The sequence below is a fragment of the Pseudomonas sp. genome, from assembly GCF_002796985.1.
GTDB lineage: Bacteria > Pseudomonadota > Gammaproteobacteria > Pseudomonadales > Pseudomonadaceae > Pseudomonas.
Map to the genome: position 1 here is coordinate 49,269 of NZ_PEKX01000012.1, position 25,785 is coordinate 75,053.

A 25,785-nucleotide genomic window follows, 5' to 3' on the forward strand; every position below is an offset into this window, starting at 1 on the left:
ACCGGACGGCCCCCTCTCCCTCCGGGAGAGGGCTGGGGTGAGGGGAACGGACTCGACCTCCACTCACGGCCCCACCCTCCGCTCAATCCCCCGAAAAACCGCCCGCTCACGCATCACTTCGACGAGTTGCAGATTCGACAGCTCCGGCCGCTCCGCCAGCAAAGCCGCCAGATACCCACTGAAGGCCGCACAGCCCAGGCTCGCCCCGGAGCGCCCGCCCACCTTCACCGCCGCACCGAAATCCGCCTGCGGGCTGTCCAGCCAGGACCACTCGCCCTCGCCACAACGGGCATCGCCGGTGACCCGGATGACCCCCGCGTAACTCGCCGGAAACACCGGCTCACCCCGCGCCGGGCTGGATGCGCAGACCAGCACGCCGGCCTCGATCAGCTCCACCACGGCCTCGCGCAGGATCGGTCGATCCTGGCGCACACCCAGGCTCAGGTTGATCACCCGCACGCCCTGCTCGCCGAGCCAGTGCAGCGCGGCGGCGATCTGTAGCGGGCTGGTCACGCCACGTTCATCGAAGACCTGGGCGACGCACAGGCGGGCATCGGGCGCATGGGAAAGAATCGCTTCGCAGACGACGCTGCCGTGACCCAGGGCATCCACCACAGGCTCGCCGTCAGCGTGGCCTTCGTCCGTGAGGAAGAATCGCCGCGCACCGCTGACGCTCGCGGATTGAGCCTCGGCGAAACCACTGTCGACGACCCCAACCCGTAGCTCAGGCCTCATGGTGCTGCACCGGCTGCGCCTCGCGCACACGCATCTGCCCATCCTGCAATTCCAGGTGCAGGTCGGCGGCGGCCAGGGTCGAAGTGCGGTGGCTGATCAGCAGCCGCGTGCGCCCGGCGAACAACTGGTCGATGGCCGCGATCACCTCGCGCTCGGTGCTCTCGTCCACCTGCGAAGTGGCTTCGTCCAGCACCAGGATCAGCGGGTCCTGCAGCAGCGCGCGGGCGATGGCGATGCGTTGCTTCTGCCCGCCGGAAAGCTGCTGGCCGCGTTCGCCCAGTGGGCTGTCGAGGCCTTCGGGCAGGCTGGCGATCAGGCTGTCCAGCTGCGCCGCGCGGGCGGCCCGGTCGATGGCCTCGCGGCTCGATTCGGGCGCGCTGTAGGCCAGGTTGTCGGCGAGGCTGCCACGGAACAGCACGATGTCCTGGCTGACCACCGCCACGCGGCGGCGCAGGGCGTGCAGGTCGAGTTCGCGCAGGTCCACGCCGTCCAACAGGATGCGTCCCTGGTCGGGGTCGTAGAAGCGTTGCAGCAGGTCGATCAGGGTGCTCTTGCCGACGCCCGATGGACCGCTCAACGCGACCTTGAGGCCGGCGGGAATCACCGCCTGCACATCCTGCAGGACCGCCTGTGCGCGGCCCGGCCAGGCGTAGTGCAGATTCTCCAGGCGTAGTTCGCCCACCGACGGCATAGGCCTGGGCGCGGCGGGCGAAACGATGGTCGCTTCCTCGCCGCGCAGCTCCATCACCCGGCCGAGGCTGACGGTCATGCGCTGCAGCGCGACGTACAGGCCGAGCAGGCTCTGTACCGGGCCGATGGCCATGCCCAGATAGGTGGAAAAGGCGATCAGTGAACCCAACTGCCAGGTGCCCTGCACCACCCAGTAACCGCCGACCAGGAAGGCGCAGGCGCGGGACAGCGACATCAGCGTGCCGGGTACCGCCTGGGTGAAGAATTCGGTGAGTTGCAGGCGCAGCAGTTGGCCAAGGTAGCCCTGCCCCAGCCCTTCCAGGCGCCCGGATTCGCGGGATTGCTGGCCGGCGGACTGGATGAATTTCATCGCCGGCAGGGTCTCGACGAAGAACGACGAGAGGTCCGCCGAGCGCTCACGCAGGCCGCGCGCCTCACGCTCCACCTTGCGCCGCATCCAGCGCAACCAGAGCACGTCCAGCGGGATCAGTAGCGCCACCAGCAGCGAGAGCTTCCACGACAGGGTCAGCAGCAGCGCCAGCGCGCCGATCAGGCCGATCACGCTGGAGACGGCGGAGAACAGCGAGTCCACGGCGAAGCGCTGGATCTCGGCAACGTCGCCGTCGAGCCGGGACATCAGGTCGCCAATGCGGCGGCGGCCGAAGAAGCTCGGCGAGAGGGTTTGCAGGTGGCGGTACAGCGCGTCGCGCAGGGAAAAGAGGATGCGCCCGGACAGGCGCGTGTGCAGGTAGCGGTTGAGGCCGGACAACGCCGTGCCGAGCAGGCCAACGACGATCATCGCGCCGGCCACCATCACCAGCACCGGGAAGTCCTTCGCCAGCAGGCCGTCGTCGATCAGCGTCTTGGTCAGCCAGGGCTGTGCGAGCACCAGCAGCGAGGCGCAGAAAGACAACCCGAGCAGGCCGGCGATGGCCGCCTTGTGCGGCCGCACGAAGCCGTACAGCCAGCGCAGCGAGGCCTTGAGTTGCTGCGGGTCGTCGCTCTCGATGAGGCGGGTGAAGAACATCAGCCCACCTTGAGTTGCTTGAGCTTGCGGTACAGCGTGGCGCGGCTGATGCCCAGCGCGTCGGCGGCGGCGGAGACGTTGCCTTGGTGGCGCTCCAGCGCCTGGCGGATCAGCTCCAGTTCGTTCTCGCGGATGCTGCCGCTCTGCGGGCGCTCGCCGGCAGCGAGTTCGTCCAGGGTGCTGTCGGGCAGGTGGTCGAGGCTCAGTTCCTCCTCGCCCTCTTCGCGCATGGCCAGCGCGGTGCGCAGGACCATCTCCAGCTGGCGGATGTTGCCCGGCCAGTGGTACTCGCGCAGCAGGCCCAGCAGCTCGGCGGAGAGCTTCACCTTCGGTGCGCCCAGGCGCGCCAGCAGGCCGGCGGCCAGCTCGGGCAGGTCGTCGCGCTCGCGTAGCGCCGGCAGCTTCACGCTGATGCCATTGACGCGGTAGTAGAGGTCCTCGCGGAAGTGTTTTTCCTCCACCAGGCGCTTGAGGTCGCGGTGGGTGGCGCAGATCAGCGCAACGTCGATGTCCTGCTCCTCGCCGGCACCCAGCGGCGCTACCTTGCGCTCCTGCAGCACGCGCAACAGGCGCGCTTGCAGGGCCAGTGGCATGTCACCGATTTCGTCGAGGAACAGCGTGCCGCCGTGGGCCTGTTGCAGCCGCCCAACCATGCCGCCGCGCCGCGAGCCGGTGAAGGCGCCGTCGCGGTAGCCGAACAGTTCGGATTCGATCAGGCCTTCGGGGATCGCCGCGCAGTTCACCGCAACGAAGGGTTTGTCGCTGCGTGCGCTGGCCTGGTGCAGGGCGCGGGCGACCACTTCCTTGCCGCTGCCGGTCTCACCCAGCAGCAACACCGGTAGTTCGTTCACCAGCCCCTGGCGCGCCATGCGCAACGCACGGGCGTAACGCGGGTGGCTACCGGCAAGAGCTTCAAGATCGGGGCCCGCGGCCGGGCGCGGCGCGCGGGTGCTGACCGGCACGCCATGGCTGCGCAGCGGCGCTTGCAGGGTCTTGTAGAACAGCTCGCCCTTGGGCGTCTGCAGGCTGCCGACGCCGCCCTGATAGAGGCGGCCGAGCAACTGGTCGCCGCGCAGGCCGAGGAAGTCTTCGCTGCGCCGGCCGACCAGGCTTTCGCGGCTGGCGCCGAGCAGTTGGCAGGCCTGGCCGCTGACGGCCAGCAGCTTGCCGTCCAGGCCCAGCGCCAGCAGGCCCTGCCAGGCGGAATCGAGGTACTGGCGGCGGTAATGGAAGGCGATCACCACCTGCCCCGGATGGCTGACGGCGAACAGCCGCGCCTCGATCTGGAACACCGCGAGGCTGAGCAGCGAGAGGCTTTCGCGCGGGCCGGAGAGCGGCCCTTCGCGGGTCATGTCGAGCACGCCAAGCAGCGCACCCTGCGGCCCCTCGATGGGTACCGAGGTGCAGGAGAAGCGGCTCAGGCGGTCGAGGAAGTGTTCGCCGCAGTCGATCTGCGTGGCGCGCTTTTCCACCAGCGCGGTACCCAGGGCGTTGGTGCCGCGCGAGGCTTCGCTCCAGCAGGCGCCCTGGACGATGTCCGCCAGGCCCCGGCTCTGCATGCGCTCGCGGGCGCCTTCGACGGAGAGGATGGTCGCGTCGGCGTTGGCCAGGATGATCACGCCATCGTGGCCCTGGCGCTGTTGCAGGTAATCGATTTCGGGGATGGCGGCGTCCAGCAGCAGGCGATTGCCGGCCAGCAACGCGTCAGGCTTCATCCGCGTGTCGAGGCCGTGCTCGGTGCCGTTGCTGCAGTCCAGGCCGTGGTCGAGGCTGCGCCGCCAGGAGGCGTCGATTTCCTCGCGGAGAACGCCGCTGGGGACTTCACCTTCCTGTTGCAGGTGTTCACGGGCCAGGTGGGCTTCGCGCAGCAGGTCACTGCTTATTGTTCTTGTCGTCATGCTTCGCTCCGGTAGGTTCCGTGCCCCCTTTTCAGGGATGTCGGGGCGCGGAACTCGCAGGCTGGTCAGGGCTGTGTACACCCGCAGGCGGCGTCAGTAAAGGGGAAGCCCCTGGTAGGAAAGTCTAGTAGCGAGCGACAGGCAATTCCCGCGCCAGTGGACCTCCCTACGCCGCCTTCGAGTTGTATTGACACTGACTCAAGGCAGGTTTACGTTAACGTAAAGGTAAACGACCGAGCAAGAACATTCCCATGCCCACGACCTACACCATCTCCGAGCTGGCCCGCGAACTGGACGTCACCACCCGCGCTATCCGCTTCTACGAGGAGCAGGAAATGCTCAGCCCCGAGCGCCGCGGGCAGGAGCGTGTCTACAGCGCAAAGGACCTGGTGGCGCTGAAGCTGATCCTGCGCGGCAAGCGCATCGGCTTCTCGCTGGCCGAGTGCAAGGAACTGATCGACCTCTACGACCCCAGCAGCGGCAACACCAAGCAGTTGCAGACCTTCCTCGACAAGATCACCGCGCGCCGCGCGCAACTGGAACAGCAGTTGCTCGACATCGAGCAGATGAAACTGGAACTGGACACGGCCGAGGAGCGCTGCCTGGCGGCCATGGCCGAGACCGACAAACCCCGCAAGCAGCGCGTGCCGAGCTGATCGCCGCCCTGCTCCGCTCTCTCATCAAATTACAAATACAAGTACAGGTGATTCCATGAGCTACCCCTCCCTCAACTTCGGTCTCGGCGAAACCATCGACATGCTGCGCGAGCAGGTGCAGGGCTTCGTCGCCAGCGAACTGGCCCCGCGCGCCGCGCAGATCGACGCCGACAACCTGTTCCCCGCGGACATGTGGAAGAAGTTCGGCGACATGGGCCTGCTCGGCATCACCGTCGCGGAGGAGTACGGCGGCGCCAACATGGGTTACCTGGCCCACGTCATCGCCATCGAGGAAATCAGCCGGGGTTCGGCGTCGGTCGGCCTGTCCTACGGCGCGCACTCCAACCTGTGCGTCAACCAGATCAAGCGCAACGGCACCGCCGAGCAGAAGGCCAAGTACCTGCCCAAGCTGATCAGCGGCGAGCACATCGGCGCACTGGCCATGAGCGAGCCCAACGCCGGCTCCGACGTGGTGTCCATGCGCCTGCGCGCCGAGAAGCGCGGCGACCGCTTCGTCCTCAACGGCAGCAAGACCTGGATCACCAACGGCCCCGACGCCAACACCTACGTGATCTACGCCAAGACCGAGCCGGAGAAAGGCGCGCACGGCATCACCGCGTTCATCGTCGAGCGCGACTGGAAAGGCTTCAGCCGTGGCAGCAAGTTCGACAAGCTGGGCATGCGCGGCTCCAACACCTGCGAGCTGTTCTTCGATGACGTCGAAGTGCCGGAAGAGAACGTGCTGGGCGCGGTCAACGGCGGCGTGAAGGTGCTGATGAGCGGCCTGGACTACGAGCGCGTGGTGCTCGCCGGCGGCCCGATCGGCATCATGCAGGCCTGCATGGACGTGATCGTCCCCTACATCCACGACCGCAAACAGTTCGGCCAGAGCATCGGCGAGTTCCAGCTGATCCAGGGCAAGGTCGCCGACATGTACACCCAGCTCAACGCCAGCCGCGCCTACCTGTACGCGGTGGCCCAGGCCTGCGACCGTGGCGAGACCACCCGCAAGGACGCCGCCGGGGTGATCCTCTACACCGCCGAGCGCGCCACCCAGATGGCCCTGGACGCCATCCAGATCCTGGGCGGCAACGGCTACATCAACGAGTTCCCCACCGGCCGCCTGCTGCGCGACGCCAAGCTCTACGAGATCGGCGCCGGCACCAGTGAAATCCGCCGCATGCTGATCGGCCGCGAGCTGTTCAACGAGACCCGTTAAGCCCAACCGCTTCCGCTTCTGTAGGAGCGAGCTTGCTCGCGAACCAACCCCCGCTGTGGAGGTTGTTCGCGAGCAAGCTCGCTCCTACAAGAGCATCCCGCTCGTGGAGACCCTATGACCATCCTCGGCACCCAGCTCAACACCCGTTCCCCGGAATACGCCGCCAACGCCGCGACCATGCTGGAGAACGTCCAGGACCTGCGCGCCGTCCTCGGCCGCGTCCATGAAGGCGGCGGCGCCGCCGCCCAGGCCAAGCACACCGCGCGCGGCAAGCTGCTGGTGCGCGAGCGCATCAACCGCCTGCTCGACGCCGGCTCGCCCTTCCTCGAAGTCTCCGCCCTCGCCGCCCATGAGGTGTACGGCGAAGACGTCGCCGCCGCCGGCGTGGTCGCCGGCATCGGCCGCGTGGAAGGCGTGGAATGCATGATCGTCGGCAACGACGCCACGGTGAAAGGCGGCAGCTACTACCCGCTGACCGTGAAGAAGCACCTGCGCGCCCAGACCATCGCCCAGCAGAATCGCCTGCCGTGCATCTACCTGGTGGACTCGGGCGGCGCCAACCTGCCGCGCCAGGACGAGGTCTTCCCCGACCGCGAGCACTTCGGCCGGATCTTCTTCAACCAGGCCAACATGAGCGCCCAGGGCATCCCGCAGATCGCCGTGGTGATGGGCTCCTGCACCGCCGGCGGCGCCTACGTGCCGGCCATGAGCGACGAGACCATCATGGTGCGTAACCAGGCCACCATTTTCCTTGCCGGCCCGCCGCTGGTGAAGGCCGCCACCGGTGAAGTGGTGAGCGCCGAGGACCTGGGCGGCGCCGACGTGCACTGCAAGACCTCCGGCGTGGCCGACCATTACGCCGAGGACGACGAGCACGCCCTGGCCATTGCCCGCCGATGCATCGCCAACCTCAACTGGAGCAAGCACGGCCAGCTCAACACCCGCACTCCGCGCGCGCCGCTGTACGCCAGCAACGAGCTGTACGGGGTGATCCCGGTGGACAGCAAGCAGCCGTTCGACGTGCGCGAGATCATCGCCCGGCTGGTCGACGGCAGCGAATTCGACGAGTTCAAGGCACTGTTCGGCACCACCCTGGTGTGCGGCTTCGCCCACCTGCACGGCTACCCGGTGGCGATCCTCGCCAACAACGGCATCCTCTTCGCCGAGGCCGCGCAGAAAGGCGCGCACTTCATCGAACTGGCCTGCCAGCGCGGCATCCCGCTGGTCTTCCTGCAGAACATCACCGGCTTCATGGTCGGCCAGAAGTACGAAGCCGGCGGCATCGCCAAGCACGGCGCCAAGCTGGTCACCGCGGTGGCCTGCGCCCAGGTGCCGAAGTTCACCGTGATCATCGGCGGCAGCTTCGGCGCCGGTAACTACGGCATGTGCGGCCGCGCCTACGACCCGCGTTTCCTGTGGATGTGGCCCAACGCGCGGATCGGCGTGATGGGCGGCGAGCAGGCCGCCGGCGTACTCGCCCAGGTCAAGCGCGAGCAGGCCGAACGCGCCGGCAACACGCTGTCCGCCGAGGACGAGGCGAAGATCAAGGCGCCGATCCTCGAACAGTACGAGCGCCAGGGTCACCCCTACTACTCCAGCGCGCGCCTGTGGGATGACGGCGTCATCGACCCGGCGCAGACCCGCGACGTGCTCGGCCTGGCCCTCTCCGCCTCGCTCAACGCGCCGGTCGAAGCCACGCGCTTCGGCATCTTCCGCATGTAATGCTCTTCTCCCCTCTCCCTCTGGGAGAGGGGCCGGGGGTGAGGGACGACCCACCTGCCCAATTCGAGAATGGTCACATGACAGACTTCCAGAATATCCAGCTCGATATCGACCCGCGCGGCGTCGCCAGTCTCTGGCTGAACCGCCCGGAAAAGAACAACGCCTTCAACGCCCAGACCATCGCCGAGCTGATCCAGGCGCTGGCCGCCGTGGCGGCTGACGAGCGCGTGCGCCTCGTCGTGCTGCGCGGCCGTGGCCGGCACTTCTGCGGCGGCGCGGACCTTTCGTGGATGCAGGAATCGGTGAAGCTGGACTACCAGGGCAACCTCAACGATGCCCAGCAGCTCGCCGAACTGCTCTACAACCTGCACCAGCTGAACAAGCCGACCCTCGCCATCGTGCAGGGCGCGGCCTTCGGCGGCGGCGTGGGGCTGGTGGCCTGCTGCGACATGGCGCTGGCCGCCGAGGACGCGCAGTTCTGCCTGTCCGAAGTACGCATCGGCCTGATCCCGGCCACCATCGGCCCGTTCGTCACCAAGGCCATCGGCCAGCGCGCCGCCACCCGCTACGCCATGACCGCCGAACGCTTCAGCGGCCTCCGCGCCCGCGAGCTGGGCCTGGTGGACGAGCACTACCCGGCCGCCGAGCTGGATGACGAAGCCGACGCCTGGATCGCCAACCTGCTGAACAACAGTCCAGCGGCCCTGGTGGCCTGCAAGGCGCTGTTCCACGAAATCGGCGCCGGTGAACTCACCCCCGAGCGCCGCCGCTACACCGAAGCCGCGATTGCCCGTATCCGTATCAGCCCCGAGGGGCAGGAAGGTCTGCATGCCTTCCTGGAGAAGCGCAAACCGGCCTGGCAGGAGCAAGTCTGATGAGCAAGATCGAAACCCTGCTGGTCGCCAACCGCGGCGAAATCGCCTGCCGCGTGATGCGCACCGCCAAGGCCATGGGCCTGACCACCGTGGCCGTGCACAGCGCCACCGACCGCCACGCCCGCCACGTCGAAGAGGCGGACATCGCCATCGACCTGGGCGGCGCCAAACCCGCCGAGAGCTACCTGCGCGCGGACGCCGTACTGGCCGCCGCGAAAGCCGCCGGCGCCCAGGCCATCCACCCCGGCTACGGCTTCCTTTCGGAGAACGCCGGCTTCGCCCGCGCCTGCGAAGAGGCCGGGCTGATCTTCCTCGGCCCACCGGCCAGCGCCATCGACGCCATGGGCAGCAAGTCCGCGGCCAAGGCGCTGATGGAAACCGCCGGCGTGCCGCTGGTGCCCGGTTACCACGGCGAGGCGCAGGACTACGCTACCTTCCAGCGCGAAGCGCAGCGCATCGGCTACCCGGTGCTGCTCAAGGCCGCCGCCGGTGGCGGTGGCAAGGGCATGAAGGTGGTCGAGCGCGAGGCCGAGCTGGCCGAGGCGCTGGAGTCCGCCCAGCGTGAAGCGCAGTCCGGTTTCGGCGACTCGCGCATGCTCGTGGAGAAGTACCTGACCAAGCCGCGCCACGTGGAAATCCAGGTGTTCGCCGACCAGCACGGCCACTGCCTGTACCTCAACGAACGCGACTGCTCGATCCAGCGCCGCCACCAGAAAGTGGTGGAGGAAGCGCCGGCACCGGGCCTCGGCGCTGAACTGCGCGCCGCCATGGGCGAGTCCGCCGTGCGCGCCGCCCAGGCCATCGGCTACGTCGGCGCCGGCACCGTGGAGTTCCTCTACGACGAAGGCAGCGGCCAGTTCTTCTTCATGGAAATGAACACCCGCCTGCAGGTGGAGCACCCGGTCACCGAAGCCATCACCGGCCTCGACCTGGTCGCCTGGCAGATCCGCGTCGCCCGTGGCGAGCCGCTGCCGATGACCCAGGAACAGGTGCCGCTGCTCGGCCACGCCATCGAAGTGCGCCTCTACGCCGAAGACCCCGAAGGTGGCTTCCTGCCCGCCAGCGGCCACCTCGCGCTGTACCGCGAACCGCCCGCCGGCCCCGGTCGCCGGGTGGACAGCGGCATCCGCGAAGGTGACGACATCTCGCCGTTCTACGACCCGATGCTGGCCAAGCTGATCGCCTGGGGCGAGAACCGCGAGGAAGCCCGCCAGCGCCTGCTGTCGATGCTCGGGGAAACCGCCGTCGGCGGCTTCAAGACCAACCTGGCGTTCCTGCGCCGCGTGCTGGCCCACCCGGCCTTCGCCGAGGGCGAGCTGGATACCGGCTTCATCGGCCGCTACCAGGATGACCTGCTGCCGGCAGCCACCGCCCTGCCCGAGCGCTTCTGGCAGCTCGCCGCCGAAGCCTGGGTGCAGAGCGAAGCCGCCCGCGTGCGCGCTGACGACGCCCATTCGCCCTGGTCCGCCCAGAGCGGCTGGCGCAGCGGCCTGCCGGGGGAAACCGACCTGCACCTGCTGGCCAAGGGCGAGTCCCGGGTGGTGCGCCTGCGCCACGCCGACAGCCAGCGTATCGCCCAGCTCGACGGCCCCCTCGATGGACAGTATCTGGACGTGCAGGACGGCGACATTCGCCGTCGGCATAAGCTGATCCGCCGCGGCAACAGCCTCTACCTGGAATGGAACGGCGAACTGATCGGCGTGCAGCGCTTCGATGCGATTGCCGAGGCGGAAGCTTCGCACTCGCACCAGGGCGGCCTGGGCGCACCGATGAACGGCAGCATCGTGCGCATCCTGGTCGAACCCGGCCAACGCGTCGAAGCCGGCGCCGCGCTGGTGGTGCTCGAAGCCATGAAGATGGAACACAGCATTCGCGCGCCGCACGCTGGCGTGGTGAAATCGCTGTATTGCAGCGAAGGCGAACTGGTGTCAGAAGGGACCGCGCTGGTGGAGCTGGAAGAAGCGTCGGCCTGACGCTGGCTTTTGTAGGGCGGACAAAGCGTTCCGCTTTATGCGCCCTACTTGGCTTCCGCCTGATACCGATGCCGCTTTTTTGTAGGAGCGAGCTTGCTCGCGAACCCGCTTCACTCCGGTCACTCAGGGTGCCATGCGTTCGCGAGCAAGGACTAGGCGTCCCCCTCGCTCCTACGAAGAGCCAAAGCCGCCCTTCGCACCCATTCAACGAGGACAAACCATGACCCTGCCCCAATCCGTCCGCCTGGTCGAAGTCGGCCCGCGCGACGGCCTGCAGAACGAGAAACAGCCCATCGCGGTCGCCGACAAGGTGCGCCTGGTGGACGACCTCACCGGCGCCGGCCTGAGCTACATCGAAGTCGGCAGCTTCGTCTCGCCCAAGTGGGTACCGCAGATGGCCGGCTCGGCCGAAGTCTTCGCCGGCATCCAGCAGAAGGCCGGCGTCACTTACGCCGCGCTGGCGCCGAACCTGAAGGGCTTCGAGGCCGCGCTGGAATCCCAGGTCAAGGAAGTCGCGGTATTCGCCGCCGCCTCCGAAGCCTTCTCGCAGAAGAACATCAACTGTTCGATCAAGGAGAGCCTGGAACGCTTCGTGCCGATCATGGAAGCGGCTCGCCAGCACGGCGTACGCGTGCGCGGCTATGTCTCCTGTGTCCTTGGCTGCCCCTATCAGGGTGAAGTGGACGTGGCGCAGGTCGCCGCCGTCGCTGCCGAGTTGCACGCCATGGGCTGCTATGAAGTCTCCCTGGGCGACACCATCGGCGTCGGCACCGCCGGCGCCACCCGCCAGATGTTCGAGGTCGTCGGCCAACGCGTGCCGCGCGCGCAACTGGCCGGGCACTTCCACGACACCTACGGCCAGGCCACGGCAAACATCTATGCCAGCCTGCTGGAAGGCATCGCGGTGTTCGACAGCTCGGTCGCCGGCCTCGGCGGTTGCCCCTACGCCAAGGGCGCCACCGGCAACGTTGCCACCGAGGACGTGCTGTACCTGCTCAATGGCCTGGGCATCCACACCGGCATCGACCTGGACCAACTGATCGACGCCGGCCAGCGCATCTGCGCCGTGCTCGACAAGCCCAACGGCTCGCGCGTGGCCAAGGCGCAGTTGTCCAAGCGCTGAGACACAACCCTGTAGGAGCGAGCTTGCTCGCGAACCACCCCGGCTGCGGAGTATGTTCGCGAGCAAGGACTAGACGTCCCCCTCGGTCCTACAAAGAGCCCCCACATCCCGGTACAGTGCGCCCTCCACCCTCCCCGCGCGCGGCCCACCGATGACCGATAACGACAGCCTCAAGGACTACCCCAGCGTCCGCCAGCAGGCGATCCGCTCGCTGTTCGAGATCTTCGAGCAATTCAGCGAAGGCACGCTGATCGTCGACCGCGAGGCGCGTATCGTCTGGATCAATCAGCGCTACGCCCAGCGCTTCGGCCTGGACAGCGCCGAGCAGGCCATCGGCCGCCCGGTGGAACAGGTGATCCCCGGCAGCCTGATGCGCGAAGTGGTCAGCAGCGGCCGACCGATGCTGCTGGACATCCTCGACATGGCCAAGGACCCGTTCGTGGTCATGCGCGTGCCGATCTGCGACGACGCCGGCGAGGTCATCGGCGGCATCGGCTTCGCCCTGTTCGACGAGCTGCGCGCGCTCTCGCCGCTGCTCACCCGCTACCAGCGCATGCAGGCCGAACTGGCCTCCACCCGCTCGCTGTTGCAGGCACGCCAGGCCAAGTACAGCTTCGGCCACTTCATCGGCACCAGCCCGGCCAGCCTGGAAGTGAAGCGCCGCGCCCGGCGCGGTGCCGCCAGCGAAGCGCCGATCCTGCTGCTGGGTGAAACCGGCACCGGCAAGGAGCTGCTGGCCCACGCCATCCACGCGTCATCCCCCCGCGCGAACAAGCCCTTCGTCAGCCTCAATGCCGCCGCCATTCCCGAGACCCTGCTGGAAGCCGAGTTCTTCGGCACCGCGCCGGGCGCCTTCACCGGCGCCGACCGCAAGGGCCGCGCCGGCAAGCTGCAGATCGCCCAGGGCGGCACGCTGTTTCTCGACGAGATCGGCGACATGCCGCTGACCCTGCAGAGCAAACTGCTGCGCGTGCTGCAGGAAAAGGAGTTCGAGCCGGTGGGCTCCAACGAGGTGCTGCGCAGCGACATCCGCCTGATCGCCGCCACCTCCATCGACCTCGACGCCGCCGTGCGCGAAGGGCGTTTCCGCGCCGACCTGTTCTACCGCATCAACGTCCTGCCCATTGAGATTCCGCCGCTGCGCGAACGCCTGGAAGACCTGCCGGCGCTGTGCGAAGCCATCCTCGACGGCCTGCGCGACGACCGCCAGACCCTCTACGAGCTGGAGGCCGGCGGCCTCGCCCTGCTTGCCCAGCATGCCTGGCCGGGCAACGTGCGCGAGCTGCGCAACCTGCTGGAGCGCACCGTGCTGCTGGGCGACCGCCCGCAGATCGACGCGGCAGCCCTGCGCTCGGCGCTGGGTGTGCTGCAACCGTTGCCGGCGGATTCGACAACGCCCGTAGCCAGGCTGGCCGATGGGCAGGACTTCTACGCGGCGCGGGACGCCTTCGAGCGCGAGCTGATCGCCAACACCCTGGCCGAACACGCCGGCAATGTCGACGATGCCGCGCGGCGGCTGGGGCTGGGCCGTTCGACGCTGTACAAGAAGATGGCGGCCCTGGGCCTGCAATCCTGAGCTTTTATCCCTAAACAGAGACAAGTCTCAAAATAGAGACAGATCGACTATTCCGCAGATTTCCTTGAGCCCCGGCGAAGCCTTCGTGCGATCTGTCTCCATTCGGAGACGAATGCTTTTCTCCGGCAGCCGAAATTCTCAAAATAAGACTTAAAAATCAGATAGTTACAATCCTGGCACGGTCCTGGCTATGTCGCCTCTCGCGGCCTGAAACGCCGCACAGCCGACATAACAACAATCAAAGCTGCCCGAACGCGAACAGACCCCAGCGGACATTACGGCTAGTCCCGCTTCGCACACGGCGCCGCGCCAGGAGATCACCCGATGAGCCGCTCCAAGCTCAATCATGCCGCCGTTCTGACCGCCCTCGGTTCCACCCTCGCCCTGTCGCCCCAGGCCTTCGCCGAATTCGTTGCCGACAGCAAGGCCAGCGTCGAACTGCGCAACTTCTACTTCAACCGTGATTTCCGCCAGGACAACGCCCCGCAGTCCAAACAGGACGAATGGGCCCAGGGCTTCCTGCTGCGCTACGAATCCGGCTACACCGAAGGCACCATCGGCGTCGGCGTCGATGCCCTCGGCCTGCTCGGCGTGAAGCTGGATTCGAGCCCCGACCGCGCCGGCTCCGGCCTGCTGCCAAGCGACAAGGACAAGCTCAACGGCGCAGCGGACGATTACAGCCAACTGGGCCTGACCGCCAAGCTGCGCGCCTCGAAGAGCACGCTGAAGATCGGCACCCTGTTGCCCAAGGTCCCCACCGTACAGGCCAACGACACGCGCCTGCTGCCGCAGACCTTCGAAGGCGCACAACTGAGTTCGGCCGAGTTCGCCGGCCTGACCTTCGACGGCGGCCGCCTGCGCCAGGTGAGCCAGCGCGACTCGTCCAACCGTGAGGACATGAGCGTCACCAGCGGCAGCGCGCGCGGCATCGTCGCCACCGACACCAGCGACCAGTTCGACTTCGCCGGCCTGAGCTACAAGTGGACAGCGCAGCTGACCACCGGCTACAGCTACGCCAAGCTCGACGGGCTCTACGACCAGCACATCGTCAACCTGGTGCACATGCTGCCCATCGTCGCCGGCCAGACGTTGAAAACCGACCTGCGCTACGCGCGCTCCGACGACGACGGTCACAGCAACGTCGACAACCGCGCGTTCAGCGCCATGCTCACCTACACCCTGGGTGGCCACGGTTTCAGTGCCGGTTACCAGACCATGAGCGGCGACACCGGTTACGCCTACCTCAGCGGCGCCGACGCCTTCCTGGTCAACTTCGTGCAGATCGGCGACTTCGCCAACCGCGACGAGAAGTCCTGGCAGGCGCGCTACGACTACGACTTCGCCGCCCTTGGCATGCCCGGCGTGACCCTCATGACGCGCTACCTGTCCGGCGACAACATCGAGCTGGGCGCGGGCAAACCCGAAGGCAAGGAATGGGAGCGCGACACCGACATCGGCTACGTGGTGCAGAGTGGCCCGCTGAAAAACGTCGGCGTGAAGTGGCGCAACGCAACGGTACGTTCGAGCCACTTCGGCAACGACCTGGACGAGAATCGGCTGATCCTCAGCTACGTGCTGCCGCTCTGGTGATCGCCTGATCGTCAAGCAACGCCATTACAACAAGAACGAAGCGCGGCCCTGGGCCGCGCGACAACTGGAGATACTTCGATGAGCGTGGTCATTGCCCTAGCGGCCCTCGCCCTGCTGATGCTCGCCGCCTACCGCGGCTACAGCGTGATCCTCTTCGCCCCCATCGCGGCGCTGCTCGCGGTGCTGCTAACCGATCCTGCCGCCGTCGCCCCGGCCTTCACCGGGGTGTTCATGGAGAAGATGGTCGGCTTCGTCAAACTCTACTTCCCGGTGTTCCTGCTCGGCGCGGTGTTCGGCAAGCTGATCGAGCTGTCGGGCTTCTCGCGCTCCATCGTCGCCGCCGCCATCCGCCTGCTCGGCACGAGCCAGGCGATGCTGGTGATCGTGCTGGTCTGCGCACTGCTCACCTACGGCGGCGTGTCGCTGTTCGTGGTGGTGTTCGCGGTCTACCCGTTCGCCGCCGAGATGTTCCGCCAGAGCGACATCCCCAAGCGGCTGATCCCGGCGACCATTGCCCTGGGCGCGTTCAGCTTCACCATGGACGCCCTGCCCGGCACCCCGCAGATCCAGAACATCATCCCTACCGCCTTCTTCAACACCACCGGCTGGGCCGCGCCCTGGCTGGGGCTGATCGGCAGCCTGTTGGTGTTCAGCGTCGGCATGCTGTTCCTCCGTCGCCAGGCCGGCAAGGCACGCACCGCCGGTGAAGGCTACGGCACCGAGCTGCGCAACGAGCCGGAAACCGCCGAGAACATCAAGCTGCCAAACCCGCTGCTGGCACTTTCGCCGCTGGTGCTGGTGGGCGTCGCCAACCTGCTGTTCACCCACTGGATTCCGCAACTCTACGGCAAGACCCACAGCCTGCAACTGGCCGGCATGGCCGCGCCGGTGGCCAGCGACGTGGCCAAGCTGACCGGCATCTGGGCAGTACAGGCAGCGCTGCTGCTGGGCATCCTGCTGGTGCTGGTGAGCAGCTTCACGGTGATCCGCAGCAAGATCGCCGAGGGCAGCAAGACTGCGGTGTCCGGCGCGCTGCTGGCGGCCATGAACACCGCTTCGGAATACGGCTTCGGCGCGGTGATCGCCTCGCTGCCGGGCTTCCTGGTGCTGGCCGACGCGCTGAAGAAGATCCCCGATCCGCTGGTCAACGAGGCCGTCACCGTCACTGCCCTGGCCGGCATCACCGGCTCGGCGTCGGGCGGCATGAGCATCGCCCTGGCAGCCATGTCCGAGCAGTTCATCGCCGCCGCCCACGCCGCCAACATCCCGCTGGAAGTGCTGCACCGGGTCGCCGCCATGGCCTCCGGCGGCATGGATACCCTGCCGCACAACGGCGCGGTCATCACCCTGCTCGCGGTCACCGGCCTGACCCACCGCGAGGCCTACAAGGACATCTTCGCCATCACCCTGATCAAGACCCTCGCGGTGTTCGTGGTGATAGGAACCTTCTACGCTACTGGCATCGTATAAACCGGTTGTTTTCAAGCGGTCGCCGCGCGGCGGCCGCCCTGTTCCAAAGGAGATTTGCATGACTCTCAAAGGCAAGACCGCACTGGTCACCGGCTCCACCAGCGGCATCGGCCTGGGCATCGCCGCGAGCCTGGCGCGGGCAGGCGCCAACGTGGTGGTCAACGGCTTCGGCGACATCGATGCGGCGGTGCGCGAGCTGTCGGTCCACGGCACCCGCATCGGCCACCACGGCGCGGACATGGCCCAGCCCGAGCAGATCGGGCAGATGATCGCCTACGTCGAACGCGAGTTCGGCGGCCTCGACATCCTGGTCAACAATGCCGGCATCCAGCACGTCGCGGCGCTGGAGGATTTCCCCGTGGAGCGCTGGAACGCGATCATCGCCATCAACCTCTCCTCGGTGTTCCACACCACCCGCCTGGCGCTGCCGGGCATGCGCCAGCGCGGCTGGGGGCGCATCCTCAACATCGCCTCGACCCACGGGCTGGTCGCCTCCGCCGGCAAGAGCGCCTACGTGGCCGCCAAGCACGGGGTAATCGGCCTGACCAAGACCACCGCGCTGGAAACCGCCACCAGCGCCATCACCTGCAACGCCATCTGCCCCGGCTGGGTGCTGACGCCGCTGGTGCAGCAGCAGATCGATGCGCGCATAGCGGCCGGTGCCACCCCCGAACAGGCGCGCCACGACCTGCTGGCAGAGAAGCAGCCGTCGCTCGACTTCGTCACCGCCGACCAGCTTGGCGAGCTGGCGCTATTCTTGTGCAGTGAGGCCGCCGCCCAGGTTCGCGGCGCCGCCTGGAACATGGACGGCGGCTGGGTCGCGCAGTAACCCGAGGGTTACTGCGTCGCGTCGTGACCTGCTGCGCGGGCACCGCTCGTCGGCGGTGCCCTTCGCCCCCTCGAATCTGCTGGAGTCGTAGTCGATGAACCAGGCGCTCTGGAGCCCCTCCCCCGAACGCATCGCCGCCACCCGGATGGACGCCTTCCGTCGCAAGGTGGCGCAGCAGCACGGCGTCGACCTGCCCGACTACGCCGCGCTGCACGCCTGGAGCATCGCCGAGCGCGAAGCCTTCTGGCTGGCCATCGTCGACACCTTCGGCGTGCAGTTCCACGAGGCGCCCACGGCGGTCCTCGAGGAAGGCCCGGAGATGCCCGATGTGCGCTGGTTCCCCGGCGCCACCCTGAACTTCGCCGAGCACCTGCTGCGCCGTCGCGACAGCAAGCCGGCGCTGATCGCCATCAGCGAGGATGAACGCCGCGAGGTGATCAGCCATGCTGAACTGGCCGCCCAGGTCGCCGGCCTGCAACTTGCCCTGCGCGAGGCCGGGGTCGGCCTCGGCGACCGCGTCGCGGCGTTCATGCCCAACACCTGGCAGACGGTAGTCGGCATGCTCGCCACCACCAGCCTGGGCGCCACCTGGTCGAACTGCTCGCCGGACTTCGGCACCCACGGCGTGGTCGACCGCTTCAGCCAGATCGAGCCCAAGGTGCTGATCGCCTGCGCCGGCTATCGCTACGCCGGCAAGGTGCTGGACCTGACCGCCAAGCTCAATGAAATCCTCGCCCAGTTGCCGAGCCTGGAGCAGTTGGTGGTCGTCCCCTACGCCAACGGCCACGCCCGCCGCAGCGACTTCCAGACGCCGGCACGGGTCAGCCTCTGGGAGGAGTTCTTCCACAGCGGCGGCGACCCGGTGTTCACCCCGGTGCCCTTCGACCACCCGCTGTACATCCTCTATTCCTCCGGCACCACCGGCGTGCCCAAGTGCATCGTCCACGGCACCGGCGGCGTACTGCTGCAGCACCTGAAGGAGCACGGCCTGCACGTCGACCTGGGCAACGACGACACGCTGTTCTACTACACCACCTGCGGCTGGATGATGTGGAACTGGCTGGTCTCGGGCCTCGCCGTCGGCGCCACGCTGGTGCTCTACGACGGCTCGCCCTTCCACCCCGGCCCCGAGCGCCTGATGGACCTGATCGACGCCGAGCACATCAGCGTGTTCGGCACCAGCGCCAAGTACATTGCCGCGCTGGAAAAGGCCACTGTGCGGCCGCGCCAGACCCACGCGCTGGAACGCCTGAAAACCATTCTTTCAACCGGCTCGCCGCTGGCTCATACCAGCTTCGACTACGTCTACCGCGACCTCAAACCCGATGTCTGTCTGTCGTCGATTTCCGGCGGTACCGACATTGTCGCCTGCTTCGCCATTGGCAACCCAACCGCGCCGGTGTGGCGCGGGGAAATGCAGTGCAAGGCCCTGGGCATGGCGGTGGAAGTCTGGGACGAGGCCGGCAAACCGGTGCGCGGCGAAAAAGGCGAGCTGGTCTGCGTGCGGCATTTCCCGTCGGTGCCGGTGGGTTTCTGGAACGACGAGAACGACGAGAAATTCCTCGCCGCCTACTTCAGCACCTTCCCCGGTGTCTGGGCCCACGGCGACTACGCCGAGGAAACCGAACACGGCGGCCTGGTGATCCACGGCCGTTCGGATGCCGTGCTCAACCCTGGCGGCGTGCGCATCGGCACGGCGGAAATCTACCGCCAGGTGGAGAAGATCGAGCAGGTACTGGAGTCCATCGCCATCGGCCAGGAGTGGCAAGGCGACGTGCGCGTGGTGCTGTTCGTGCGCCTGCGTGACGGCGTGGAGCTGGACGACGCATTGCAGGAGCGCATCCGCCAGACCATCCGCAGCAACACCACCCCGCGCCACGTGCCGGCGAAGATCCTCACGGTCAGCGACATCCCGCGCACCATCAGCGGCAAGATCGTCGAACTGGCGGTGCGCAACGTGGTGCACGGCCAGCCGGTGAAGAACACCGACGCCCTGGCCAACCCGCAGGCGCTGGAGCTGTTCAGGGATCGCAAGGAGCTGGAGAGCTGAGGTTCTCTGACGCCGTACCGACGCGCCCCTATCCCACTTGAGGAGCGGGGCACGCAGCCAGGCCAGCGTGAGGGGCTCTCGCTCTCGTAGGAGCGGACTTGTCCGCGATGGCTTCAGGCCGCGCCACGGTGCAGGCTTCGGTTCGCGAGCAAGCTCGCTCCTACAGGTCTGCAGCGGTGCGCTCTTCGTAGGAGCGAGGGGGCGCCTAGCCCTTGCTCGCGAACCCTACCCGCAGTCGTAGGTCGCATAACCTGGAACAGGTTATCCGCCGTTAGCCTCGCGGCGGATAACGCTGGCGCGTTATGCGCCCTACCAGAGCGGACCGAGCATCAGCCAATCAGGCACCGCCCGGATGCGTGGTCCGGGGGCGCTGATCAGGCGTCGTCCAGCGACTCGGTGCCCAGCTCGTCCCACACCGCCTCGGCAAGGTGGAAGGTGGCGTTGGCAGCCGGGATGCCGCAGTAGATCGCGCTCTGCAGCAGGACTTCCTTGATCTCTTCGCGGGTCACGCCGTTGTTGCGCGCGGCGCGCAGGTGCAGTGTGAGTTCGCCCTCACGGTTCATGCCGATCAGCATGGCGATGGTGATCAGGCTGCGGGTGTGGCGCGGCAGGCCGGGGCGGGTCCAGATGTCACCCCAGGCATGGCGGGTGATCATCTCCTGGAACTCTTCGTTGAAGGCGTTGCGCTTCTCCAGGCTGCGGTCGACGTGGGCATCGCCCAGCACCGCGCGGCGCACCTGCATGCCGGCTTCGTAGCGTTGTTTTTCGTCCATCTCAAACTCCGGTGTTCAGCCTGTAGGAGCGAGGGGGGCGCCTAGCCCTTGCTCGCGAACCCGAGCCCGCAGCGGGGCTTGTTCGCGAGCAAGCTCGCTCCTACGAAAAGCAGTCAGGCGCGCAGGAATGCCAGCACACGCTGGCTGAAGGCATCGCCGGCCTGCACGTTGGACAGGTGCGCGGCACGGAATTCCACCAGCTCCGCGCCGGGAATGCGTGCCTGCAGGAAGCGGCCGTCCTCGGTGGTGGTCACCGGGTCGGCGGCGCCGCAGACCACCAGGGTCGGCGCGGTGATCGTACCGATCTCGCCACGGAAATCGGCGTCACGCACGGCCGCGCAGTTGGCTGCGTAACCTTCCGGCGAGGTCTGCGCCAGCATGCCGACGATGGGCTCGACCTTGCCCGGCTCGGCTTCGGCGAAGTCGGCGGTAAACCAGCGCGAGATCGACGCATCACGCAGGTTGCGCATGGCCTCGGCGCCACCGCTGAGCACGGTCTGGATGCGCGGATTCCAGATGTCCGGGGTGCCGATCTTGGCGGCGGTGTTGCACACCACCAGGCGCTCGATGCGCTCCGGCGCATGGATGGCCAGCCACTGGCCGATCAGGCCGCCCATGGACAGGCCGCAGAAGTGCGCACGCGGGACGTCCAGCGCATCCAGCAGGGCCAGCACGTCGCGGCCGTTCTGCTCGATGCTGTACGGGCCGGGAGTGACCAGCGAGGCGCCGTGGCCACGGGTGTCATAACGCAGCACGCGGAAGTGTTCGGCGAAGGCCGCGACCTGCGCGTCCCACATGTGCAGGTCGGTGCCCAGCGAGTTGGACAGCACCAAAACCGGAGCGTCGGCGGGGCCTGAGACTTGCGGCCCTTCAAGTAAGTAATTCAGGTCGCCATCGGCGAGACGTACGGCAGGCATGCAAGGCTCCTATCGAGATTCTTTGCGCAAGGAAAGTGCTTGGTGCTCGGCCAGCGCGCGCTCGACCCAGCGGCGCGCCTGGCCCAGGTAATGGGCGGGATCGAGCAGGCGATCCAGCTCCTCGGCATTCAGTTGTTCAGCAATTTCGGCATTGGCGCCGAGCACCGCGCGCAGGTGTGCGCCCTCCTTCACCGCCTGCTTGCAGCATTGCTCCACCAGGTGGTGCGCGGCGTCGCGGCCGATGCGCTGGGCCAGGGCGATGCTCACGGCTTCGGCGAGCACCAGGCCGCGCGTCAGATCAAGATTGGCGAGCATCCGCTCGGCATCGACTTCCAGGCCCGGCACCAGGCTCAGCGCCTGGTGCAGCGCGCCCGAGACGAGGCAGCACAGCTCCGGCAGGCTTTCCCATTCAGCGTGCCACAGGCCGAGGCTGCGCTCGTGCTCCTGGGGCATGGCGGCGAACAGGGTCGAGACCAGGCCCGGCGCACGGGTTGCCGCGCCGATCAGCACGGCGGCGCCCACCGGGTTGCGCTTGTGCGGCATGGTGGAGGACCCCCCCTTGCCCGGCGCGGAAGGCTCGAAGACTTCGCCGGCCTCGGTCTGCATCAGCAGGCTGAGGTCACGGCCGAGCTTGCCGAGGCTGCCAGCGATCAGGCCGAGCAGGCTGGCGAACTCCACCAGGCGGTCGCGCTGGGTGTGCCAGGGTTGCTCGGGTAGTTGCAGGTCCAGCTCCTCAGCCAGCGCCTCGGCCACGGCAAAGCCCTGCTCGCCCAGCGCGGCGAGGCTGCCGGAAGCGCCGCCGAATTGCAGGCACAGCAGGCGCGGCTTGAGTTCGTTCAGACGCTGGCGATGGCGGGTGATCGCGCCCAGCCAGCCGGCGATCTTCATGCCAAGGGTGACGGGCGTGGCGTGCTGCAGCCAGGTGCGGCCGACCATGGGCGTGCCGGCGTGAGCTTCGGCCTGAGTGGCGAGCGCGTCGGCCAGTTGGGCGAGGTCGCCTTCGATCAGCTCGATGGCGGCACGCAGTTGCAGAACCAGCCCGGAGTCCATGGCGTCCTGGCTGGTGGCGCCCAGATGCACGTAGCGCTCGGCTTCGGCGTTCTCGGCGGCGATGCGCTTGCCCAGCGCCTTCACCAGCGGGATCGCGGAATTGCCGGCGCTGCAGATGGCCTGGGCCAGTGCATCGAAATCGTAGAGTTCGGCGCGGCAGGCGGCGGCGATGGGCGCCACGGCGCTCGCCGGGATCACGCCCACGCGGGCTTCGGCACGGGCCAGCGCAGCCTCGAAGTCGAGCATGCCCTGCACCCGGCCGTGGTCGCAGAAAATCGCGCGCATGGCGGGCTGGGTGAAGTAGGCGTCGAACAGGTGGTTGGTGCTCACGGTGGCTCCGGAGATCGGCGGCTTGGTCGGGATAGTATGGCGCGTTGGGCGGCCCTCACCCCAGCCCTCTCCCAGGGGGAGAGGGAGCCGTCCGCAGCGAGAGGATGTTCCGGCATGCATCCTGAGGCTTCAGGATCTACACGCGCTTGTCGCCACGCCGAACGGTCCCCTCTCCCTACGGGAGAGGGTTAGGGTGAGGGGCCCTTGATCACACGCGCTCAACCACCAGCGCCACGCCCTGCCCTACGCCCACGCACATGGTGCACAGGCCAAGCTTGCCGCCGGACTTCTGCAACTGGTGCACAGCGGTCAGCACCAGGCGCGCGCCGCTGGCCCCCAGCGGGTGGCCGAGGGCGATGGCGCCGCCGTTGGGGTTCACCCGTGCGTCGTCATCGGCGATGCCCAGATCACGGGTCACCGCCAAACCTTGCGCGGCGAAGGCCTCGTTCAGCTCGATGACGTCGAACTGGTCGACCGACAGGTTCAGGCGCTCCAGCAGTTTGCGCACCGCCGGCACCGGGCCGATGCCCATCACGCGCGGAGCGACGCCGGCGCTGGCCATGCCAAGCACTTTAGCGCGCGGCGTCAGGCCATGTTTCTTCACTGCTTCGGCGCTGGCGAGAATCAGCGCCACGGCGCCATCGTTGACGCCCGAGGCGTTGCCGGCAGTGACAGTCTTGCCTTCGCCATTGACCGGCTTGAGCTTGGCCAGCGCTTCCAGGGTGGTATCCGGGCGTGGGTGTTCGTCGGTATCGACCACCGTCTCGCCCTTGCGGCCCTTGATCACCACCGGGACGATTTCCTCGGCGAAGTAGCCGTTGGCCTGGGCGACGCCAGCGCGCTGCTGGCTGCGCAGGGAGAAGGCGTCCTGGTCGGCGCGGTTGACGTTGTAATCGTCGGCCACGTTGTCGGCGGTCTGCGGCATGGCGTCCACGCCGTACTGCGCCTTCATCAGCGGGTTGATGAAGCGCCAGCCGATGGTGGTGTCTTCGATCTTCTGGCCACGGCCAAAGGCGCTGTCGGCCTTGCCCATTACGTAGGGCGCGCGGGACATGGACTCGACGCCGCCGGCGATGACCAGTTCGGCCTCGCCACTGGCGATGGCGCGGAAGCCGGTGCCCACCGCGTCCAGGCCCGAGGCGCAGAGGCGGTTGAGCGTCACGCCCGGCACGCTTTCCGGCAGGCCGGCCAGCAGCAGCGCCATGCGCGCCACGTTGCGGTTGTCTTCGCCGGCCTGGTTGGCGCAGCCGAGGTAGACCTCGTCCAGCGCGGCCCAGTCGACTTGCGGGTTACGTTCCACCAGCGCCTTCACCGGCACGGCGGCAAGGTCGTCGGCGCGCACGCCGGCCAGCGAGCCACCGAAGCGGCCGATGGGCGTACGCACGGCGTCACAGATGAAGACCTCGCGGCTCATTCCTCACCTCCCAGCTGGCCGTGGGCGGCGGCGGTGCGGGCTTCGAGGGCGCGCAGGGCTTCCAGTTCCACGTCGGTCGGCGCGACGGTTTCCTTCACCTGCTCGGCAAAGCGGATCGCCCAGCCGGTATTCTCGACCACCTGCTCGCGGGTCACACCCGGGTGCAGGGTGGTGACGATGAATTCGTTGCTGCCGGCTTCCGGTTCCATGATGCACAGGTCGGTGATGATCGCCACCGGGCCCTTGCCCGGCAGGCCGAGCTGCTGGCGATGGTCGCCGCCTTCGCCGAAACCGACCGAGGTGATGAACGCCAGCTTGTCGACGAAGGTGCGGTGGGACTGCTTGAGGATGATCAGCACTTCCTTGGCGGAACCGGCGATCTCCGGCGCACCGCCGGCGCCGGGCAGGCGCACCTTCGGCTTGTTGTAGTCGCCGATGACGGTGGTGTTGATGTTGCCGAAGCGGTCGACTTGCGCGGCGCCGAGGAAGCCGACGTCGATGCGCCCGCCCTGCAGCCAGTAGCGGAAGATCTCGCCGGTAGGCACCACGGTATCGGCGGTCTCGGCCAGCTCGCCGTCACCGATGGACAGCGGCAGCACGCTGGGCTTGGCGCCGATGGGGCCGGATTCGTAGATCAGGACCACGTCGGGCGATGCGGTCAGGCGCGCGAGGTTGGCGGCCTTGGACGGCAGGCCGATGCCGACGAAGCAGACGGCGCCGTTCTTCAGGCGGCGGGCGGCGGCCACGGTCATCATTTCATTGGTGCTGTAGGCGCTCATTACTTGGCCTCCGCGAGTTTGGCTCGGAACGCTGCAAAGTCTTGGGTGCCACGGATGTAGGTATCGATCCAGGCGTTGAAGGTGTCGCGGTCGCGGGCGATCGGGTCCCAGGCCTGGTAGAAGCGGTTGTCGCGCTCGGAGTAGCCGTGGGCGTAGGACGGGTGCGAACCGCCAGGCACCAGGCAGACGGCGGACAGCGCCCAGGTCGGCAGCACGCAGGAGTTCATCGGCGCGTTCAGGTCGTCGACGATTTCTTCGACTGTGACGATGCAGCGCTTGGCGGCCAGGGCGGCTTCCTTCTGCACACCGAGGATGCCCCACAGCAGCACGTTGCCCTTGCGGTCGGCCTTCTGCGCGTGGATCACGGTGACGTCCGGGCGAATCGAGGGCACGGCCGCCAGCTGCTCGCCAGTGAACGGGCAGTTGATGAACTTGATGTTCGGGTTGACCTTCGGCAGGTCGGAACCGGCATAGGCACGCAGCACCGCGAACGGCAGGCCCGAGGCGCCAGCGACGTAGGAATTGGCGAGGTCGGCGTGGCTGTGCTCGTCGACTTCCAGCTCGCGCGGCCAGCCCTTCTCCACCGCATCACGCAGGCGATGCAGCGAACCGACGCCGGGGTTGCCGCCCCAGGAGAAGGTCAGCTTGCGTACGCAACCGGCACCGATCAGCAGGTCGTAGACCAGGTCGGGCGTCATGCGCACCAGGTGCAGGTCTTTCTTGCCCTGGCGGATCAGCTCGTGGGAGGCAGCGGTCGGGATCAGGTGGGTGAAGCCTTCGAGCGCGACGGTGTCGCCGTCGTTGACGAAGCGCTCGACTGCTTCGCGGAGAGTCAGGAGTTCAGCCATGGTCGGTCTCGTTGTGTAGGGGTGCCGATGGGAAAACAGTACCGTCGGGGGGATGGGTGAACAATGCGATAATCGACTATCGGTGCGATTATCGAACGCTTCTCTTAGCGGGCTAACGGACGTCATATCGCTCGGCTGCCCTGGCTCGCTCGCCCACCCGGAGGCAGGCCGATCGCGGACGGAGTCCGCTCCTACACTCCTGGCGAGAAAGGTGCCAGGGGCGTAGGAGCGGACTCCGTCC

The 25,785-nt window shown here is 67.6% G+C and carries 20 protein-coding genes; 11 read left to right on the forward strand and 9 right to left on the reverse strand.

Going from position 1 to position 25,785, the window contains the following annotated elements:
* Nucleotides 1-63: 63 nt before the first annotated feature.
* Genes CTR55_RS17965 through CTR55_RS17975 form a run of 3 tightly spaced genes read right to left on the reverse strand, consistent with a single transcriptional unit; the run spans nucleotide 64 to nucleotide 4,350 of the window.
* A complete protein-coding gene (locus CTR55_RS17965) occupies nucleotides 64-735 on the reverse strand; it encodes a S8 family serine peptidase (protein WP_296288183.1) in 672 nt (223 codons plus the stop codon).
* Entirely contained in the window at nucleotides 725-2,452 is a 1,728-nt protein-coding gene (locus CTR55_RS17970; protein ID WP_296288184.1) for an ABC transporter ATP-binding protein, read from the reverse strand. Before CTR55_RS17970 ends, CTR55_RS17965 begins: the two co-directional genes overlap by 11 nt.
* Nucleotides 2,452-4,350 carry a sigma-54-dependent Fis family transcriptional regulator gene (locus CTR55_RS17975; protein ID WP_296288185.1) on the reverse strand — a complete coding sequence of 633 codons (1,899 nt, stop codon included), beginning with the start codon at nucleotides 4,348-4,350 and terminating at the stop codon, nucleotides 2,452-2,454. Before CTR55_RS17975 ends, CTR55_RS17970 begins: the two co-directional genes overlap by 1 nt.
* Nucleotides 4,351-4,601: 251 nt before the next feature.
* On the opposite strand from CTR55_RS17975, the gene CTR55_RS17980 reads away from it, so the two are divergent.
* The 11 genes from CTR55_RS17980 to CTR55_RS18030 all read left to right on the forward strand — a co-directional run bounded on the left by CTR55_RS17980 (nucleotide 4,602) and on the right by CTR55_RS18030 (nucleotide 19,433).
* Nucleotides 4,602-5,006 (forward strand): MerR family DNA-binding transcriptional regulator, encoded by a 405-nt coding sequence (locus CTR55_RS17980; protein ID WP_296288186.1) that lies wholly within the window; start codon nucleotides 4,602-4,604, stop codon nucleotides 5,004-5,006.
* 55 nt (nucleotides 5,007-5,061) lie between these two features.
* Complete coding sequence (locus CTR55_RS17985) at nucleotides 5,062-6,225, forward strand: isovaleryl-CoA dehydrogenase (RefSeq protein ID WP_296288187.1); 1,164 nt, start codon at nucleotides 5,062-5,064, stop codon at nucleotides 6,223-6,225.
* Between the two features lie 114 nt (nucleotides 6,226-6,339).
* A complete protein-coding gene (locus tag CTR55_RS17990) occupies nucleotides 6,340-7,947 on the forward strand; it encodes a carboxyl transferase domain-containing protein (protein WP_296288188.1) in 1,608 nt (535 codons plus the stop codon).
* 77 nt (nucleotides 7,948-8,024) lie between these two features.
* Nucleotides 8,025-8,822 carry a gamma-carboxygeranoyl-CoA hydratase gene (locus tag CTR55_RS17995; RefSeq protein WP_296288189.1) on the forward strand — a complete coding sequence of 266 codons (798 nt, stop codon included), beginning with the start codon at nucleotides 8,025-8,027 and terminating at the stop codon, nucleotides 8,820-8,822.
* On the forward strand, nucleotides 8,822-10,795 hold the full coding sequence (locus CTR55_RS18000; RefSeq protein WP_296288190.1) for an acetyl/propionyl/methylcrotonyl-CoA carboxylase subunit alpha: 1,974 nt from the start codon (nucleotides 8,822-8,824) through the stop codon (nucleotides 10,793-10,795). Before CTR55_RS17995 ends, CTR55_RS18000 begins: the two co-directional genes overlap by 1 nt.
* A gap of 220 nt (nucleotides 10,796-11,015) precedes the next feature.
* Nucleotides 11,016-11,918: a hydroxymethylglutaryl-CoA lyase gene (locus CTR55_RS18005; protein ID WP_296288191.1), complete on the forward strand. Its 903-nt coding sequence runs from the start codon at nucleotides 11,016-11,018 to the stop codon at nucleotides 11,916-11,918.
* A gap of 151 nt (nucleotides 11,919-12,069) precedes the next feature.
* Nucleotides 12,070-13,494, forward strand: a complete 1,425-nt coding sequence (locus CTR55_RS18010) for a sigma 54-interacting transcriptional regulator (protein WP_296288192.1) — start codon at nucleotides 12,070-12,072, stop codon at nucleotides 13,492-13,494.
* A gap of 324 nt (nucleotides 13,495-13,818) precedes the next feature.
* Nucleotides 13,819-15,084, forward strand: a complete 1,266-nt coding sequence (locus tag CTR55_RS18015; RefSeq protein ID WP_296288193.1) for an OprD family porin — start codon at nucleotides 13,819-13,821, stop codon at nucleotides 15,082-15,084.
* Between the two features lie 78 nt (nucleotides 15,085-15,162).
* Nucleotides 15,163-16,554, forward strand: a complete 1,392-nt coding sequence (locus CTR55_RS18020) for a GntP family permease (RefSeq protein ID WP_296288194.1) — start codon at nucleotides 15,163-15,165, stop codon at nucleotides 16,552-16,554.
* Between the two features lie 58 nt (nucleotides 16,555-16,612).
* Nucleotides 16,613-17,383: a 3-hydroxybutyrate dehydrogenase gene (locus CTR55_RS18025; protein WP_296288195.1), complete on the forward strand. Its 771-nt coding sequence runs from the start codon at nucleotides 16,613-16,615 to the stop codon at nucleotides 17,381-17,383.
* A 94-nt stretch (nucleotides 17,384-17,477) separates the two neighbouring features.
* Complete coding sequence (locus CTR55_RS18030) at nucleotides 17,478-19,433, forward strand: acetoacetate--CoA ligase (protein ID WP_296288196.1); 1,956 nt, start codon at nucleotides 17,478-17,480, stop codon at nucleotides 19,431-19,433.
* A 374-nt stretch (nucleotides 19,434-19,807) separates the two neighbouring features.
* Here the strand turns inward: CTR55_RS18030 and pcaC are convergent, their stop codons facing one another.
* The 6 genes from pcaC to CTR55_RS18060 all read right to left on the reverse strand — a co-directional run bounded on the left by pcaC (nucleotide 19,808) and on the right by CTR55_RS18060 (nucleotide 25,544).
* On the reverse strand, nucleotides 19,808-20,206 hold the full coding sequence (gene pcaC, locus CTR55_RS18035; protein WP_296288197.1) for a 4-carboxymuconolactone decarboxylase: 399 nt from the start codon (nucleotides 20,204-20,206) through the stop codon (nucleotides 19,808-19,810).
* Between the two features lie 113 nt (nucleotides 20,207-20,319).
* Nucleotides 20,320-21,123 (reverse strand): 3-oxoadipate enol-lactonase, encoded by an 804-nt coding sequence (pcaD, locus tag CTR55_RS18040; protein ID WP_296288198.1) that lies wholly within the window; start codon nucleotides 21,121-21,123, stop codon nucleotides 20,320-20,322.
* A 9-nt stretch (nucleotides 21,124-21,132) separates the two neighbouring features.
* On the reverse strand, nucleotides 21,133-22,503 hold the full coding sequence (locus tag CTR55_RS18045; RefSeq protein WP_296288199.1) for a 3-carboxy-cis,cis-muconate cycloisomerase: 1,371 nt from the start codon (nucleotides 22,501-22,503) through the stop codon (nucleotides 21,133-21,135).
* 208 nt (nucleotides 22,504-22,711) lie between these two features.
* Nucleotides 22,712-23,917, reverse strand: coding sequence for a 3-oxoadipyl-CoA thiolase (gene pcaF, locus CTR55_RS18050; protein ID WP_296288200.1), 1,206 nt, complete (start codon nucleotides 23,915-23,917; stop codon nucleotides 22,712-22,714).
* Nucleotides 23,914-24,696, reverse strand: coding sequence for a CoA-transferase subunit beta (locus CTR55_RS18055; protein WP_296288201.1), 783 nt, complete (start codon nucleotides 24,694-24,696; stop codon nucleotides 23,914-23,916). The genes pcaF and CTR55_RS18055 overlap by 4 nt, the downstream gene beginning before the upstream one ends.
* On the reverse strand, nucleotides 24,696-25,544 hold the full coding sequence (locus tag CTR55_RS18060) for a CoA transferase subunit A (RefSeq protein WP_296288202.1): 849 nt from the start codon (nucleotides 25,542-25,544) through the stop codon (nucleotides 24,696-24,698). Before CTR55_RS18060 ends, CTR55_RS18055 begins: the two co-directional genes overlap by 1 nt.
* Nucleotides 25,545-25,785 lie beyond the last annotated feature (241 nt).

Coding starts and splice junctions, on each gene's coding strand:
- CTR55_RS17965 (WP_296288183.1), bottom strand. CDS start 735: ATGAGGCCTGAGCTACGGGTTGGGGTCGTCGACAGTGGTTTCGCCGAG.
- CTR55_RS17970 (WP_296288184.1), bottom strand. CDS start 2,452: ATGTTCTTCACCCGCCTCATCGAGAGCGACGACCCGCAGCAACTCAAG.
- CTR55_RS17975 (WP_296288185.1), bottom strand. CDS start 4,350: ATGACGACAAGAACAATAAGCAGTGACCTGCTGCGCGAAGCCCACCTG.
- CTR55_RS17980 (WP_296288186.1), top strand. CDS start 4,602: ATGCCCACGACCTACACCATCTCCGAGCTGGCCCGCGAACTGGACGTC.
- CTR55_RS17985 (WP_296288187.1), top strand. CDS start 5,062: ATGAGCTACCCCTCCCTCAACTTCGGTCTCGGCGAAACCATCGACATG.
- CTR55_RS17990 (WP_296288188.1), top strand. CDS start 6,340: ATGACCATCCTCGGCACCCAGCTCAACACCCGTTCCCCGGAATACGCC.
- CTR55_RS17995 (WP_296288189.1), top strand. CDS start 8,025: ATGACAGACTTCCAGAATATCCAGCTCGATATCGACCCGCGCGGCGTC.
- CTR55_RS18000 (WP_296288190.1), top strand. CDS start 8,822: ATGAGCAAGATCGAAACCCTGCTGGTCGCCAACCGCGGCGAAATCGCC.
- CTR55_RS18005 (WP_296288191.1), top strand. CDS start 11,016: ATGACCCTGCCCCAATCCGTCCGCCTGGTCGAAGTCGGCCCGCGCGAC.
- CTR55_RS18010 (WP_296288192.1), top strand. CDS start 12,070: ATGACCGATAACGACAGCCTCAAGGACTACCCCAGCGTCCGCCAGCAG.
- CTR55_RS18015 (WP_296288193.1), top strand. CDS start 13,819: ATGAGCCGCTCCAAGCTCAATCATGCCGCCGTTCTGACCGCCCTCGGT.
- CTR55_RS18020 (WP_296288194.1), top strand. CDS start 15,163: ATGAGCGTGGTCATTGCCCTAGCGGCCCTCGCCCTGCTGATGCTCGCC.
- CTR55_RS18025 (WP_296288195.1), top strand. CDS start 16,613: ATGACTCTCAAAGGCAAGACCGCACTGGTCACCGGCTCCACCAGCGGC.
- CTR55_RS18030 (WP_296288196.1), top strand. CDS start 17,478: ATGAACCAGGCGCTCTGGAGCCCCTCCCCCGAACGCATCGCCGCCACC.
- pcaC (WP_296288197.1), bottom strand. CDS start 20,206: ATGGACGAAAAACAACGCTACGAAGCCGGCATGCAGGTGCGCCGCGCG.
- pcaD (WP_296288198.1), bottom strand. CDS start 21,123: ATGCCTGCCGTACGTCTCGCCGATGGCGACCTGAATTACTTACTTGAA.
- pcaF (WP_296288200.1), bottom strand. CDS start 23,917: ATGAGCCGCGAGGTCTTCATCTGTGACGCCGTGCGTACGCCCATCGGC.
- CTR55_RS18055 (WP_296288201.1), bottom strand. CDS start 24,696: ATGAGCGCCTACAGCACCAATGAAATGATGACCGTGGCCGCCGCCCGC.
- CTR55_RS18060 (WP_296288202.1), bottom strand. CDS start 25,544: ATGGCTGAACTCCTGACTCTCCGCGAAGCAGTCGAGCGCTTCGTCAAC.